Raw genomic sequence first — 15,268 nt, 5'->3', positions numbered from 1 at the left:
ACTATTCAAAAAGGACAGCCGTCGAGAGCTGTCCTTCCTCTTATCCCTTTTGTCCCTTTTCATCCAACCAACCGCGTCATTGCGGCTGCGGAGGTACCGTGCCGCCGAGATCCGGCTCGGCTTTGAATTCGATCTCCGGCGACTCCGTCCCGTGCAGCTCGAGCACGACGATGTCGTTATCGCCCTGGCGAAGCAGCGGGGCGGGCACGTACAAGCTTTTTTGCGGCCCTTTGTTCCAATAGCGGCCGAGGTTGAAGCCGTTTACCCAGATGACGCCCTTCGTCCACCCGTCCAAATAGACGAAAGTGTCCGCAGGCTCGTCGATCCTAAGCGTCGCCTTGTAAAAGCCCGGCGTTTCGGCGGACCCGGGTTCGCCGTACACGAGCGCCGACAAATCGTCGAGCGGCAGCGGGCGAATCGTCCAACCGAACAAAAACTGATAGCCGAAGCGCACGCCTTCGGTAATCCCTTTATGGTCTTTCATATAGGCGCCGTAGTTGATCCGGCCCATATTTTCCACGAGGATCGAAAGCTTGACCCCTTCCTTCGGCACGTCGAAGCTGACCTTCGTTTCCTTGTTCCAGCGCTCGACGACTCCCCGATATTTCCCGTCGACGAAAACGAGCGCCCTGTCGCGCACGTCCTGAATATTCAGCTCGTGAGCCGCCCGCGGTCCCGAAATGGTCGTCTCGTACAAAATGAAGCCGTCGTTTTGTCCCAGCTTCTCCATCGGCACCGGATAGACGGAAGCGACCGGCTGCGACAACGCGTCCAGGTTCGCAAGCAGATCCGCCCGGGACGACATGCGCACGCGTCCGTAGGCGCGTTTGGGCGCCGGTTCCGGCAAAGCGAGCTCGGGGACGTCCGCATAGCGGGACAGAACGTTCCGCACCGCGTAAAACTTGTCGGTCGGGTCGCCGGCCTCCGTCAGCAGCACGTCGTAATCGTAGCTCGTAATCGTCGGCTGATACACATCCGGCGACGGACAGTTCGCGCCGCTGTAAAAGCCGAAGTTCGTGCCGCCGTGGAACATGTAAAAGTTGACGGAGCCGCCCTCGTCCAGCATTTGCTCCAGTACGCGCGCCACGTCCTCCGCATCGCGGGTATGGTGATGCTCGCCCCAATGATCGAACCAGCCGTTCCAAAACTCCATGCACATGACGGGGCCGTCCGCCTGATACTCGCGCAGCTTCGCGAACGCCTCGCCGACGCGCGAACCGAAATTGACCGTGGCCAGTACGCCGGGCAGCGTGCCGCCCTGCAGCATCGAATCGGTCGGTCCGTCCGACGTGAACATGAGCACGTCGATGCCCCGGCTCGCCATGCTTTGCCGCAAATGCTCCAAATAAGTCGAATCGTTGCCGTAGCTGCCGTATTCGTTTTCGATCTGAACCGCGATAATCGGCCCGCCGTTCGTGGAGAGCAGCGGCTTCAGCTTCGGCAGGAGCACGTCGTAATAGGCGTCGACGCGGTCCAGAAACGGCTTATGGCTGCAGCGCAGCCGCATGTCGGAGTCGGCCAGCAGCCAGGCCGGCAAACCGCCGAACTCCCATTCCGCGCAAATGTACGGGCTCGGCCGCACGATGACGAACAGCCCGAGCTCGCCCGCCGTCCGGATGAAGCGCTCGATATCCGCGAGCCCCTCGAAATGAAAGACGCCCGGCTTCGGCTCGTGAATATTCCAGGCGACGTACGTCTCTACCGTATTGAAGCCGCACGCTTTCAGCTTCAGCAGCCGGTCGCGCCAATAGTCCGGCACCGTTCTGAAATAGTGGATCGCGCCCGAAACGATCCGGATCGGCTTGCCGTTCCATACGAACCGACCGCCCTGCACTTCCAATTGCGCCATCTGCAAGTCCCGACCTTTCTTTAACTATTGTTATCTTTTGCGTTCCAGGTAGGTCTGTCCGCATATACCTCATACCGCACAGACGCCTAGCTTCATCTTAAACAGCGGACCGATTTGACGCCATGCGCATTTCGTCCGTTTTTTTGACCATTTGTGCATTCGTTCGAGGCCGGCTTATAATAAGAGCAAAGCATGACCACTAAGCTTTGGCCGCTTGACGGCAACGGCCGTCATTCCGCCGGAAGGTGAACGAACCCGTGGATATGGAGCTGTACTTTCCGAATATGACGAGCACGCTGCAAATTACCGGCTGCGGATTCGGCGTCAAGCCGCCCGGCTGGTCGTATCCGGACCATCATCATCATTTGTTCGAGCTGCTGTACTGCTTCGCGGGCGAAGCGACCCACTACACGAACGGCGTTCCGGAGCCGTTTCGCGAAGGGGACTGGATTTGGATCAAATCGGGCGTCAGGCACCGGACGGAAAACCGTTCGGAAACGCCCTATACGTTTTTCAACGTACATTTCGACATCGACGACCCGGAGCTGCGCAGACGGCTGAGCGTCGCCGAATTCGGAACGCTCAAGCGAAGCGAGGCCGAGCGTACCGCCCTCCCCGAATGGATGAAGCGGATCGAAAGCTTGATGACGGGCTGCGCGACGGAACGGAAGCCCGCCGGGTCGGACGATCGGCCGCCGCTCGAGCTCGGTCCCGTTTCGAAAATCGAACTGCAGGCATATATTCTGCTGATCGTCAAACAGATCGCCGACCGTTTGGCGCAGGCGGCCGCGGCCCCGGACGGTTCGCCTCGCACCGCCGCGTCGACGCTCGAAACCGACATCGCCCATGCCGCCCAGGAGCGGCTGCAGCGTATGGCGCTCGCACAGGCGGACGATTCGATCGCGCGCATCGCCCAGCAGCTGCATATAAGCCGCAGCCAGCTGACGAAGACGTTCGCGAAGGTGTACGGCATCTCGCCGCGCCGGTATGTGAGCGAGCTGGTCGCAAGCCGGGCGAAGCATCTGCTCGTCACGACGAGCATGTCGGTCGAGCAAATATCGCACGAGCTCGGTTTTCGATCGCTCAGCCATTTCTCCCGACAGTTTCGGCGCTGGACCGGCATGTCTCCGAACCGGTACAGACCGAAAAGCGGGCAGACGCCCGGAACGTCCGGCGAATCATTAGACCGATAGTCTATTATCCGATAGACTGCCGGTCTAATTTGCGTTACAATGGGGGTACAGTCGGCTGCCCCGAAGGAAGATGTCCATGAACCTGATGCGACCCTCTACCCGCAAAAAGCGCGATCACGTCATCGAAACCGCGCTCGGCCTGTTTATGAGCAAAGGGTACGAAAACGTGTCCGTCGACGATATTATCGCGGCCACTCATACGTCGAAGGGTACCTTTTACCATTATTTCAAAAGCAAGGACGATATCGTCGCGGAAATCGGCGAACGGCAGCAAGCCATCGTCGAGCAATGGCTCGCGCGCACGCCGTCGCAGGTGCAATCGCTCGAAAGCCACATCAACCGGCTGTTTTTGGACTTGGCGTCTAATTTGGCCGCCTATCCGCGGCTCGTCCGCAGCTTGACGGCGCTTTCCATGCAAAACGAGAACTTGAACCGGAAGCAGAAGGAGCAGTCCGAGCGGCTGCTGCGGGCGCTGCAGCGCTGGCTGCCCGACCCGAACAAGGCGGAGCTGCTGCTCAGCGCGTTTACCGGCATCGTTGCAAAATGGTGCGTAACCGACGGCGCCGATCTCGAACGGATGATTCGCACCGAGTTTTCCCTGCTGTGGGCCGGCCTGCGGACGAACGAACCGGCGGGGCCGCTCGACGTCACCCCGAACATCAAGGAGGCAACCCCCATGAAAATCGCCATTATCGGAGGCGGACTGGCCGGCTTGACCGCGGCCGCCTATTTGTCGGAACAAGCGGGCGTCGAAGGCGTTTTGTTCGAAAGAAGCCCGCAGCTCGGAGGCCGCGCTTTTACATACGAGAAAGCGGGCTTCACCTTGAACTACGGAGCGCACGCCGTGTACGGCATCGACCGCCACAAGCTGACGACACTGGAGAAGGAGCTCGGGCTGTCGTTCAGCAGCAAGCAGGTCGACAAGCGGAAGGTCATGTACGAAAAGCACGACCAAATTACGCCCGCGCCGCTCGATTTCGTGAACCTGATGAAGACGGAGCTGCTGAGCACGATGCAGAAGGTCCGCTTCGTCGGCGAAATTACGGCCATTATGGCGAACATTCACCAAATGAAAAACTACCGCACGCTCGGCGATTTTTTGGCCGAATCGAACGCGGACGAAGATTTGAAGGAGCTGTGGGAGCATTTGGTTTGCTCCAACTTCTTCATCACGCCGGAAGACGCGCGCAAAGTATCCGGCGCCGTCATCGCCGATTACTACCATAACTTGTTCCTGTCCTCGCGTCCGGTCAACTACGTGCTCGGGAGCTGGGCCGTCATCACGAATCAGCTGAAGGAAAAGATCGAGCTGTCCGGCCGTTGGGACATTTGCTTGCAGGAAGGGATCGAGACCATCCGCTACGAGGATCGCAAATATGTCCTCAAATCGAAAAACCGGGAGCTGGCGTTCGACCGGGTCGTATTCGCCATGCCGGTGCAGCAGGTCGTCAAGCTGCTGAAAGGGACGGCTTGGGAGCCGTTCCTCGCCGGATACGAAGGAAACACCCCTACGGAGGTGATGGTGTACGACGTCGGATTGAGCCGCGTCGTCGCCCGCCCGTTCTCGTACATCAGCGACATGAACAACAAGCTGTTCATCAGCGACGTGTCGGCGACCGACCATACGCTCGTCCCGGAAGGCGGCCAGCTGCTGCAGGGCATCGCCTACCTGCACGACGAGTTCGAGAGCGACGAACAGCGCAAGACGTATTTGGACGAGCGGACCGTGCAGATGGAGCGTCTGTTCGACCGGCATTACCCGGGCTGGCGGGACGCGATCGCGGTCAAGCGCGTGTCGAAAAAGGCGATGGTCGCGAGCGTCAAAAATATCGCCACCAACACGCTGCTGCCGAACCGGCTCGAAAACGTTCCGTTTTACTTTTGCGGAGACGGCTGCGTCGGCAAGGGCGAGCTGGCCGAGCGGGCGTTCTCCAGCGCGCGGAACGTGGCGAAGTCGATTTTGAAAGAGCTTCGCCAGCCGGCGATGGTGTAAGAGAAAGGTTTACAACCGAATATGCGGGCCTTGGCTATCGATGCCGGGCCCGCTTTTTTTCCGATCGCGCGAAAGTTTGTACGATATTTCCAGCATTTTCGACAAAATTTGACGATTTTCATAGAATCCAACATGAAAATAATGTATACTGGATGAAGATTCGACACCAAACGCATCGCCATATTCGACTTGTATGGCGGAGTACTTATTTCATTTATTGCGAGGGGTGCTGGCAAGTCGCATGAACCAGAAAAACGCAAAAGTGTTTGCTCTCGGACATTTCATCTTCCCGGCGGTATTGCTCGCACTGTTCTTCGCCCAAAACCAGTTCGTGCTGCTTGCGCTTGCCGCCGCTTCGCTGCTTTTCACCGTTTTTCTGGTGCAACGCGCCTTTATGGTAGGCGATCTGAATCAAATGCTGCGGATGCCGACCTTGGCCGCCATCGTGTTCGTCGACATGGTCATCGTCACCCTGGTGTACGTTCTTCCGAAATGGCAGCCCGGCGTAAGTCCGACGTGGCTCCTCCTGTTTTTGCTGCCGCTATACGCATCCGAGCTGGGCATCCGGACGACGCTCGTCATAAGCGCCTTCGCGATCGGAGATATCGCGCTGCTCGCGCTCATTCGGGGGGAATCTTTTTTTTCGCTGGACACGGTGATGAACGTGCTCGGCATCGTCGTCATGATCGTCATCGTCGGCCGCTCCTCGGACAATCTCGTGCGAATGGCGTACTACGACCCGCTGACGAAGCTGCCGAACCGGGAAATGTTCAAGGACCGGCTGACGGCGCTGCTCACGCAGCGAAGCTCCCGCAACAAAGGCCAGGCGATTTTGTTTCTCGATCTGGACCAATTCAAGCACGTGAACGATACGATGGGACACGAAACCGGCGACGCCCTGCTCAAAACGGTCGCGGAACGGATTCGTTCCTGCATCGACAAAGATATTTTGCTGGCGCGGATGGGCGGGGACGAATTCGCCCTGCTCGTGCCGCACGTCGCAAACGCGGACCAAGCCACGCAAGTTTGCGGCTCGATCATCGAATCGCTGCGCGAAGCGATATTGCTGGGGCCTCATGAAATATACACGACGACGAGCATCGGCATCGCCCTGTATCCGACCCACGGCACGACTCCGGAGCTGCTGATGAAAAACGCCGAAGCGGCCATGTATATCGCCAAGCAGCAGGGCCGCAACAATTACCAATATTATTTGCCTCCGGAGAAAACCGAGGCGCAGCTCGAACGGTTCGCGATGGAAGCGATGCTGCGCAAGGCGCTTGAAAAAGACGAGCTGCTCGTCTACTACCAGCCGCGCATCCATACGAAATCGGAGCAAGTCGTTTGCGTCGAGGCGCTCGTCCGCTGGCAGCATCCGAGTCTCGGCATCGTTCCGCCCGGCGAATTCATCCCGCTCGCGGAGGAAACCGGCCTGATCGTGCAGCTCGGCGAGCAGGTGCTGCGCAAAGCGTGCACGCAGGTCAAGAAATGGCAGGACGAAGGGATGCGAGAGCTGTCCGTCAGCGTCAACTTGTCGCCGCTCCAGTTCAGGCAGCAGCATTTGCCCGCCGTCATCGGACGCATTTTGCGAGGGGCCGGTCTGAGGCCGGAATATTTGGAGCTGGAAATTACCGAAAGCGCGGCGATGCAAAACGTCGGCCGCAACATTTTGATGCTGCGAGAGTTGAAAGAGATGGGCGTCAAAATTTCGATCGACGATTTCGGCACCGGCTACTCGTCGCTCAGCTATTTGAAAAAGTTTCCGATCGACGCGCTGAAGGTCGATCGCTCGTTCATCAGCGGCATTCACGAGGATCCCGACGATGCGGCGATCGTCAACGCGATCATCGTGCTCGCCAAGACGCTCAAGCTGAAAGTGACGGCCGAGGGCGTGGAAACCGAAGAGCAGTACATCTATTTGCAGCAGCACCATTGCGACGAGGCGCAAGGCTACTTGTTCGGCAAGCCGATGCCTCCGGACATGTTCGAGCAATGGTACAGGCTGAACACGACGGAAAAAGATTTGGTGCTTTCGCCGGACTATTAGCTTCTACGCTTTAGAGCGCGAAAGGAAATCGGCGGCCGGAAAGCCCCGGGACGGTTCGACGGAACCGGCCCGGGGCTTTCCGTTTTTGACTAGCGAATTAAAGCGTAACGAGATGCGACCCGTCGAAGAAAAACAGCACCTTCTCTTTCACCGGGCGCCGCCATATATGCTCGATCGCCCTCGCGTACAAGGCGAGCTGGACGGCGTAACGCCGCTTCAGTTCGTCCAGCCGCCCGCCGGAAACGGCGTCCGTCTTGTAGTCGAGCAGCACGAGCTGTCCGTTCTCTTCGAACAGACAGTCGATCACCCCTTGAACGAGCACCGTTTCGCCGCGGACCGCCTCCCCCGCCTCCGGATACGCTTCCTCCGCCGGTATGCCGTAGCTGAACGGCACCTCCCTGTGCACGCGTTCGGCGGCCAGCAGCCGTTTGCCGATCGGCTCGCGAAAAAACGATTCGATCAGCGCCGCGTCTATCGCTTCCCGATGCTCCTCCAGCAGCAGCTCCTTGGCCACCATCCGGTCCAGCGTCGTCCGTACGACCGCCTCCGTCACGTCCCCGTCGAGGGGCAAATGCTGCATGACGGCATGGTAAATCGTGCCGCGCTCCGCCGCCGTCATCTCCCGTTTGCCGAGGAAGCCCGGCCGTCTGGCGAGCGAACGGAGCGATACGCGGCCGCCGACGTCCTTCGCTTCCGGCGATTCGTCCCGCAGCGTCCGCAGCTCCGGCCATTCCGCGTCTTCGCGTTCGCCTTTCGCCGCCGCCTGCTCCGAAATCCGTTTCAGCTCGGAGACCGACGTTTTGGAAAACAAGCCGGATGCTTCGCCGTATTCGTACGACCAGCCGAATCGCCGGTCAAGCTCGCCGGTCGGCCGTCCTTCGACGGGCGCCAGCTGCGCGACCGCCTCCATCCTCTCGTCCGCGAAGCGCACCTCGACCGCCGCCGCGGCTTGCGCGAACCCGAGCGAGGATACGACGCCGACGCTCCATCGCGACGGCTCGTCCGCCATGATCGGCGGGATGCGGGAGCCCCCGTCGGCGCCATCCTCCGTCCGGAGCGCCTCCGCGTCGGGATGTCGAACGAGCGCGGGCCCCAGCCAGTCGACGTACGAGCGCGCCCGGGCCATCTCGTGGGCCGGCAGCTGCCAACGCTTTTCCTCGAGCATCCGGCTCCATTTGCGGATCGATGCCTCGATCGATTTGACCGTACCGACGAGCACCATTTTTTCTTTCGGCCGGGTCAGCGCGACGTAGAGAACGCGCAGCTCCTCGGCGATCATTTCCATTTTCATCCGCCGGCGTATCGCAAGCATCGGCAGCGTCGGACAGGAGGCGCGAAGCTGCGGATCGACGAAAACCGGGCCGAAGCCGAGATCTTTGTGCAGCAAAAACGTATCGTTCAAATCGGTCTCGTTGAACGTTTTGCCGAGCCCGGCCACGAACACGACGGGAAACTCGAGCCCTTTGCTTTTATGAATCGACATGACGCGCACGACGTCTTCCTGCTCGCCGAGCGCCCGGGCGGCGCCCAAATCGGCGCCGCTGTCCCGCATCCGTTCGACGAACCGCAAAAACCGGAACAGGCCGCGCAGCGACGTCGCCTCGTACTGCCGCGCCCGGTCGTACAGCGCGCGCAAATTCGCCTGCCGCTGCATGCCGCCGGACATGCCGCCGACATAGTCGTAGTAGCCGGTTTCGCGATAAATGCTCCAGATGAGCTGCGACAACGAGCCTTCCTTCGCCTCGTCGCGCCAGCGGCCGAGCGACGATAAAAACCGGTTCAGCTTGGAGCGCAGCGTCTCTTCGCCCGTCGCCCTCTCCGCAAAATCGGGCGTGTCGTCCGCGGCCGGACCGACCGCTTCCGAATCCGCTTCCGCAGCCGCCAGCACCGCCTCGTAAAACGGCTTGTTCATCGCCCGGATGCGAACGGCGGCGAGCTCCGCGGCCGTCAAGCCGAACATCGGCGACCGCAAAACGGCGGCGAGCGGAATATCCTGATACGGGTTATCGATAATTTGCAGCAAGGAAAGCATTGCTTCCACTTCGGTAGCGGTAAAATAGCCGGCGTTCAAATCGGCATAGCCCGGTATGCCGGCCGCCCGCAGCTCGTCCATGAATACGGGCGCCCATGCGGACGTGGCGCGAAGCAGGATGACGATGTCGCGGAAAACGGCCGGCCGGAATCCCCCCGCGCCGCGGTCGTACACCTGGAACGGCGGATGGCCGTCCATGCCGGTCAAACGGCGGATGCGCGAGGCGATAAAACGGGCTTCGAGCTGCGCCGTTTCCGCCTGCCGCTCCTCCCGCTCCACGCCCGCCGCGAAACGGTCCGCCGCTTCGGCCTGCCCGTCCGCCTCGTCGTCGCCGGCTTCGCCGTCGTCCGAATCGTCTTCTCCAACCGGCGCGCCGCCCCGATCGATTAGCGCGAACTCGACGGACGTATCGCTCGGACTGTCCGGATATGACGCGCCGCAGACGAGCCGGGCCGCCTCGTCGTATTCCATCTCGCCGACCTGTTCGGTCATCAGCTGCTTGAACACGAAGTTGACGGCGTCGACGATCTGCTGCCGGCTGCGGAAATTGCGGGCGAGATCGATCTTGCGCCCGCCCGAGGGCATGTCCTCTTCCGCCGGTTCGAACGATTTGTATTTGTTCATGAACAGTCCGGGCTCGGCGAGCCGAAACCGGTAAATGCTCTGCTTGACGTCCCCGACCATGAACCGGTTGCCGGGAGCGGGCCGGGAAATAAGCGACACGATCGCTTCCTGCACCGTATTCGTGTCCTGATATTCGTCGAGCAATATTTCCGCGAACTGCTCGCGGTACTGCTCCGCCGCTTCCGACGGCACAAGCTCCCCGGGCGGCGCATCCGGATCCCGCAAAATGTCCAGGCAATAATGCTCGAGATCGGAAAAGTCGACGAGCCCTTTCGCCGCCTTCGCCTGCCGGTACCGCTCGCCGAACGCGATGACGATTTCCGCCAGCTTGCGCACGAGCGGCGCCGTCTCGACCATCTCCGAGGCGAACTGCTCCGGCGTTCGCGCGAACAGCTCCTCCTGTGTGGCGCCGAACTGCTTTTTGGCTTTGTCGCGCAGCTGCTTGACCGCCTCCTGCAGCGTCTTGTCCACGTCCGCGCCGCGGCAGGCGTTCAGCTTGCCGAAGGCGGCGTCGCGGAACGCCGCGAACAGCGCGTTCCACGACCGGTCCGCCGCGGCGAGCGCCGCGCGAATTTGCGCCAAATCGTCCTCGATATTGGCCGCATACGGCTGCGGGCCGCCCGGCCTTCCGCACAAGCGCAGCGCTTCCTCCAGCATCGCTTCCGCGCCCTGCAGCTCCAGCTTCACGTCCGCGAGGAGCACCCGCTTCCAAGGATCGTCCCCGTCGGTATCGCCGTCCGAACCGGACGAGGCGAGCTCGAATCGGGACGCCATGTCGAGAAGCCAGCGTTCCGGCCACGGATGGCTGCGCGAGTAATCGTACAGCCTGCCGATCAGCTTGAACAGCCGGTCGTCTCCGCGCTCTCCGCCATAGGCGTCCGCCAGCCGCCAAAACGGGCCGTCCTCCCCGCTCTCCCCGTACTGCTCCTCCAGCAGGTCGCCCAATATGTCCTGCCGCATCAGCTCCGCTTCGACTTCGCTCGCGATGCGGAACGCCGGGTCGAGCCGAATGCGCTGGTGATGGCGGCGGATGACGTCGAGGCAAAACGAATGGAGCGTCGTAATCGAAGCGCGGTGGATGAGCGCGATCTGCTTGCGCAAATGGTCGGAATGCGGCTGCTCCGCCAGACGCTTCTCGATCGCCTCGCGGATGCGCTGGCGCATCTCGCCGGCGGCGGCGTTCGTGAACGTCGCGACGAGCAGCCGGTCGACGTCGACCGGGTCGCTCTCGTCGGAGATGCGGCGAATGATCCGCTCCACAAGCACCGCCGTTTTGCCGGAGCCGGCGGCGGCGGCGACGAGTATGTCCGACCCGCGCAGCCGGACCGCTTCCCACTGCTCGTCCGTCCACGCGCTGCCCGCCGGCTTGGGCGGCCTTGCCCGGGCCGTTCCGGCTTCGTTTGCTGCATTCGTCATTTCGGTTTCCTCCTAGCTGCTCCTGCAAAATGGTCGGCCGGAATATCCGGCACCGGTCGCGGCCGCGCCGCCTTTATGCCGGCGGCTGCGGCGACCGGCTTTCTCCGTCCGTCTCCTCGATCGCCTGCCATACCGATTCCTTCTCCAGCCGCTGCAGCCGGTTGTAGGCGCCGCCGGAGGCGATCGGCTCGAACGCGCATACCGGCTTGTACGGACAATAGGCGCAAGCCAGCTTCGGTCCGGACCGCACCGGCCGAATGCCGACGTCTCCGTCCGTGATCCGTTCGCCGATTGCGGCGATCGTCGACCGGACGTGCCGTCTAAGCTGCTCCCACTGCCGCTGCGAGACGACGGACGAGCTTTGGTAAAAGCTGCCGTCCGCCTTCAGCGCGACCGGAATGAGCTGCGAATGGCCGCTCCTGTCGTTCAGCGAGTTGTCCATCAAACGCACCGTATCCGGATCGCCGAGCACGAGCCCTTTCATTTTGAACCGCTTCAGCGCTTCCGACTCCGCTTCTTCCGGCGACAGCCGGTTTTTGCGGCGAAGCAGCGGGTTGTGCACATGGAAGTACAGCACCCCGGCCGGCAGCGACGGCGTTCCGAGCCAGCGTTCGGCATGCGTAATGACGACGTCGAGATAGGTGAGCATTTGCAGCGACAAGCCGTAATAGACGTCGGACAGCTTTAGCGACGTTTCGCTCGATTTATAGTCGATGACGCGCAGCATGACGCCCTTGTCGCTGTCCGCCCGGTCGACGCGGTCGATCCGCCCGACGATCTGCATGCGCCGGCCGTTCGGCAGCTCGAACTCGAGCGGCGGAAGCGGCTGTCCGGGACCGAAGCCGACTTCCAGTCCGACCGGCACGAATTCGCCGCGCCGGGCATGAACGCCGAGCACGACCGACGTGCGGCTGACGATCCGCTTCAGCTTCCGCGCGATGTACCCGTACCGCTTGGAGCTGAGCAATATTTCGCCCTGCAGCCTCGGCATCAGCTCGTCGACCGCCGCGGCCGCCCGTTCGTCGCACTGCTCGGCGGTCAGCGCCCCCCAATCGACGCCTTCGCGCCGCAGCTCGAAGGCGATTTTGCTGAGCGCGGCGTGAAACAGCTGGCCGATATCCGGAGCGTCGAGCCGGTACACGCGGCGCTCGGCCAGCCTCAGTCCGTGGGAGGCGAACTGCGAAAACGGACAGGAAACGAACCGTTCCATCCGCGACACGCTCGCCTTCAGCTGCTCCCCGTAAAGCTCGCGGCTGATCCGGTCCGGCAGCGGCGCCTCCCGGTTCGTATGCAAAAGCGACCGCAGTGTCCGGCGCATTTTATCCCGCCAAACGGGCCGGGAGCAAAGCCAGTTGTAGACGTCCCACCAGCCATCGTCGATGGCGGCGCCCTTCATCCATTCGCGCAGCTGCACCGCGAGATGGGACAACGCTTTGTCCGGATTGGCCGCATATTCGTACCGTTCGCCTTCGCCCGCCGTCTCGCCGGTCGGCGGATCGACGAACAGCAGCCGCTCCCGGACGGCCGGAAACATCGTTTTCAGCCGCTTGACGATTTCCGACGGGAGCAGCGACCTGCCTTCCTCGTCGGCGAGCGGGTAGCTGACCCATAACGATTCGGCCGGCGTCGCGAGCGCCATGTACAGAAGAAACGATTCGTCCAGCAGCTTTCGCCGGCTTCCGTCCGCCAGCGTAAGGCCCGCCTCCAGCAGCAGCTCGCGCTCCGGCTCCGACAGCACGCCGTCCTCCTGCGGCTTCGCCGGGATGACGCCGTCGTTCGCCCCGAGCACGAAGCAATGGCGCACCGCGCCGGAACGGGTCCGGTCCATCGTTCCGACCAGCACCTGGTCGAGCGACGGCGGCACGAGGCCGAGCTTGACGCTCTCGAGACCGCGGTCCACGATTCCCGCGAAACGGTCGACCGCCATCTTCTCGTCGCCGAGCATTTCGACGATCTGATCGAGCAGATCGACGACGCTGCCCCAAACTTGCGTATGCTCGCGCGCCTTCTCGACCTCGCCGGCGTCCAGGCAACCCCGGCTCCACGATTCGAGACGCCCCGCCGCGTCGATCCGTTCGAGAAAGCGGAATAATGCCTCGGCCATATCGCGCACCGTATCCGCCTTGCGCAGCCCGGCTTCGAGCGCCGCGAGCGGACCGGCGACGAGGCGGCGCAGCCCGTCCATTTCCGCGTAAAACGACTCGCCCGGACCGGCGGCAGCGCCGCCCTCCTGCACGTCGTCCAGCGTCGAGCCGATTTTGTACGCCCACGGCCGCGCCTCCGTCCAGCGCGAGCCTCCGATGCCCGCGGCGAGCGCGTAGTTTTCCAGCCGGCACATCGCGTCGCGCAGCTGCGACGACCGCTCGCGGCTGTCCGCCGCCTCCCGCGGAAACAGCAGCTCCGTTTTGACGCAGCGAAACACCGCGTCGGTTCGCCAGCGGCTCGTAACGACTTCGAGCGAGGAACGGATCAGCTCGACGAGCGGATGATGCAGCACGGACCGTTTCCGGTCGAGAAAAAACGGAATGCCGTAGTCGGCGAACGTCACGGACAGCAGGTCGGCGTACGGCTCGAGATCGCGGACCATCACCGCCATATCCCGCCACCGGCATCCTTCGTCCCGGACGAGGCGCACCATTTCGCGGGCCGCCCCTTCGGCCTCGGCTCTCCGGCTGACGGCCGCCGCCAATACGACGCCTCGCTCGCCCTCCGGCGCACCGCCCGGAAACGGTTTGCCGGTTCGATATTCGAAGCTGCGCTCCAGGTGGGCAAGCATCGCCGAGCGCCCGTAGCGGCGCGGCGGGTCGCCCGCCAGCACGATCGCGGGAAGCTGCTCGACCTGCCGCTCCTCCGCCAGCCGCTTCAACCGGACGAGCGTCCGCGCCGTCGGGTAAAACAGGCCGAGCTCGTCCGGCTCGTCGGACGAGCCGTAGTCCCGTTCGACGCACAGACTGATCGTCGTCTGCCCGGCGAACCGCATCAGCTCGCCGATCACCTGCATTTCTTGAGGGGTAAAGCCGAAAAAACCGTCGATCCATATTTGCGCATCGCGTATGTAACCCGATTCCGGGATCAGCTCGGCAAGCCTCGTCAGCAAATGCTCGGAATCGGTATAGCGGTCGGCCAAACGCTCCTCGAACCGCTTATAGACGTACAGCAGATCGTCCAGCTTGTCCATCGGCAAGCCGAACGCGCCGCCGGGCTCCTGTCTTCGCCGCGCGTCGGTCACGAACCGCTCCAGCTTGTCCGGCGTAATCAAATATCGGCGAAACTCGCCGTAAATCCGGTTCAACCGCTCGATGAACCCCGACTGGTCGGCGGACGCGTGAAACTGCTTCAGCTCGCCGCCGTGCTTTTGCAGCAGCTCGTACAGCAGCATGTTTTTGCCGCTGTCGTCGATATGTACGCGCGCCGCCCCGCCCGCCTCCTGCATCACGCGGTAGGCGAGCCGCCGGAAGCTGAGCGCCTGGGCGCGAATCGTGCCGCCGAGCCCCGGCGTCGACACGAGGGCGTGCTCGGCCTGAAACGTCGCCTGCTCGGGGACGAGCCATACGAGCGGAGCCCCTTCCGGCTCCTGCCGCAGCAAAGTTCTGATTTCGTCGAGACAGCGCTCCGTCTTGCCGCTTCCCGACCTTCCGATGATGTATCGAACAGCCATACCGGCCTCCTGTACGAAAACAAATGTTCTTATTTCATTGTAGCACAGCCGCCGCCGTTTGTCCCCCATCCGTTCGCACAGCGGAATACGTCCATCGACGTATTCCGAGGAATGAGCGCAAACCGTCGGCTTCCGAAACGTAACGGACGCCACGGCGCTTTTCCAATCGTAACGGACACCACCTGCGCTTATTGGCTCCGGACCGCCGTCCAAAAGGGGGTTTTTCGCCAAATAGCTGCGCCTGTGTCAGTTAGAATCAAAATAAGCCGAAAGGAGGCTCAATAGCGGTCGCCATGTCCGTTAGACATTTGGAACTGTAGGCCCGTCCCTCCGTCCCATGCTCGCCCCCCTCCTCTCCAACTCCCGACGACGCCTCCGCAGGTCAACCGAGCCGGTATCGCCGTTTCCCGCCGTCTGCGGTAAACCCGCTCCGGCTTTGGCGGCGCTTAAGCGAAG

At 62.1% G+C, this 15,268-nt stretch carries 6 protein-coding genes; 3 read left to right on the top strand and 3 right to left on the bottom strand.

Features of this window, described 5'->3' with window-relative positions; all coding sequences use genetic code 11:
* Nucleotides 1–76 precede the first annotated feature (76 nt).
* The gene (locus PV407_RS15800) at nucleotides 77–1,849 is read right to left on the bottom strand and encodes a glycoside hydrolase family 35 protein (protein WP_332090893.1); all 1,773 of its coding nucleotides are present in this window, start codon (nucleotides 1,847–1,849) and stop codon (nucleotides 77–79) included.
* Nucleotides 1,850–2,112: 263 nt separating this feature from the next.
* On the opposite strand from PV407_RS15800, the gene PV407_RS15795 reads away from it, so the two are divergent.
* The 3 genes from PV407_RS15795 (at nucleotide 2,113) to PV407_RS15785 (ending at nucleotide 7,082) form a co-directional block, all read left to right on the top strand.
* Nucleotides 2,113–3,042: a helix-turn-helix domain-containing protein gene (locus tag PV407_RS15795; protein ID WP_332090937.1), complete on the top strand. Its 930-nt coding sequence runs from the start codon at nucleotides 2,113–2,115 to the stop codon at nucleotides 3,040–3,042.
* A 76-nt stretch (nucleotides 3,043–3,118) separates the two neighbouring features.
* Nucleotides 3,119–5,035: an FAD-dependent oxidoreductase gene (locus tag PV407_RS15790; protein ID WP_332090892.1), complete on the top strand. Its 1,917-nt coding sequence runs from the start codon at nucleotides 3,119–3,121 to the stop codon at nucleotides 5,033–5,035.
* Between the two features lie 241 nt (nucleotides 5,036–5,276).
* A complete protein-coding gene (locus PV407_RS15785; protein ID WP_332090891.1) occupies nucleotides 5,277–7,082 on the top strand; it encodes a putative bifunctional diguanylate cyclase/phosphodiesterase in 1,806 nt (601 codons plus the stop codon).
* 97 nt (nucleotides 7,083–7,179) lie between these two features.
* Here PV407_RS15785 and addA read toward each other — a convergent pair whose 3' ends face one another.
* Together addA and addB are read right to left on the bottom strand one after the other, a co-directional pair.
* Nucleotides 7,180–11,154, bottom strand: a complete 3,975-nt coding sequence (gene addA / locus PV407_RS15780) for a helicase-exonuclease AddAB subunit AddA (protein WP_332090890.1) — start codon at nucleotides 11,152–11,154, stop codon at nucleotides 7,180–7,182.
* A gap of 73 nt (nucleotides 11,155–11,227) precedes the next feature.
* A complete protein-coding gene (addB, locus tag PV407_RS15775; protein WP_332090889.1) occupies nucleotides 11,228–14,812 on the bottom strand; it encodes a helicase-exonuclease AddAB subunit AddB in 3,585 nt (1,194 codons plus the stop codon).
* Between the last annotated feature and the right edge of the window lie 456 nt (nucleotides 14,813–15,268).

The organism is Paenibacillus sp. GYB003 (assembly GCF_036577625.1).
Taxonomy (GTDB): domain Bacteria; phylum Bacillota; class Bacilli; order Paenibacillales; family NBRC-103111; genus Paenibacillus_AB.
The sequence above is the reverse complement of the archived record's forward strand: the minus strand, read 5'-3'. Positions and strand labels throughout refer to the sequence as shown.

What these genes read in the sequence shown, in the direction of transcription:
- PV407_RS15800 (WP_332090893.1), bottom strand. Translation starts at nt 1,849, where the DNA reads ATGGCGCAATTGGAAGTGCAGGGCGGTCGGTTCGTATGGAACGGCAAG.
- PV407_RS15795 (WP_332090937.1), top strand. Translation starts at nt 2,113, where the DNA reads ATGGAGCTGTACTTTCCGAATATGACGAGCACGCTGCAAATTACCGGC.
- PV407_RS15790 (WP_332090892.1), top strand. Translation starts at nt 3,119, where the DNA reads ATGAACCTGATGCGACCCTCTACCCGCAAAAAGCGCGATCACGTCATC.
- PV407_RS15785 (WP_332090891.1), top strand. Translation starts at nt 5,277, where the DNA reads ATGAACCAGAAAAACGCAAAAGTGTTTGCTCTCGGACATTTCATCTTC.
- addA (WP_332090890.1), bottom strand. Translation starts at nt 11,154, where the DNA reads ATGACGAATGCAGCAAACGAAGCCGGAACGGCCCGGGCAAGGCCGCCC.
- addB (WP_332090889.1), bottom strand. Translation starts at nt 14,812, where the DNA reads ATGGCTGTTCGATACATCATCGGAAGGTCGGGAAGCGGCAAGACGGAG.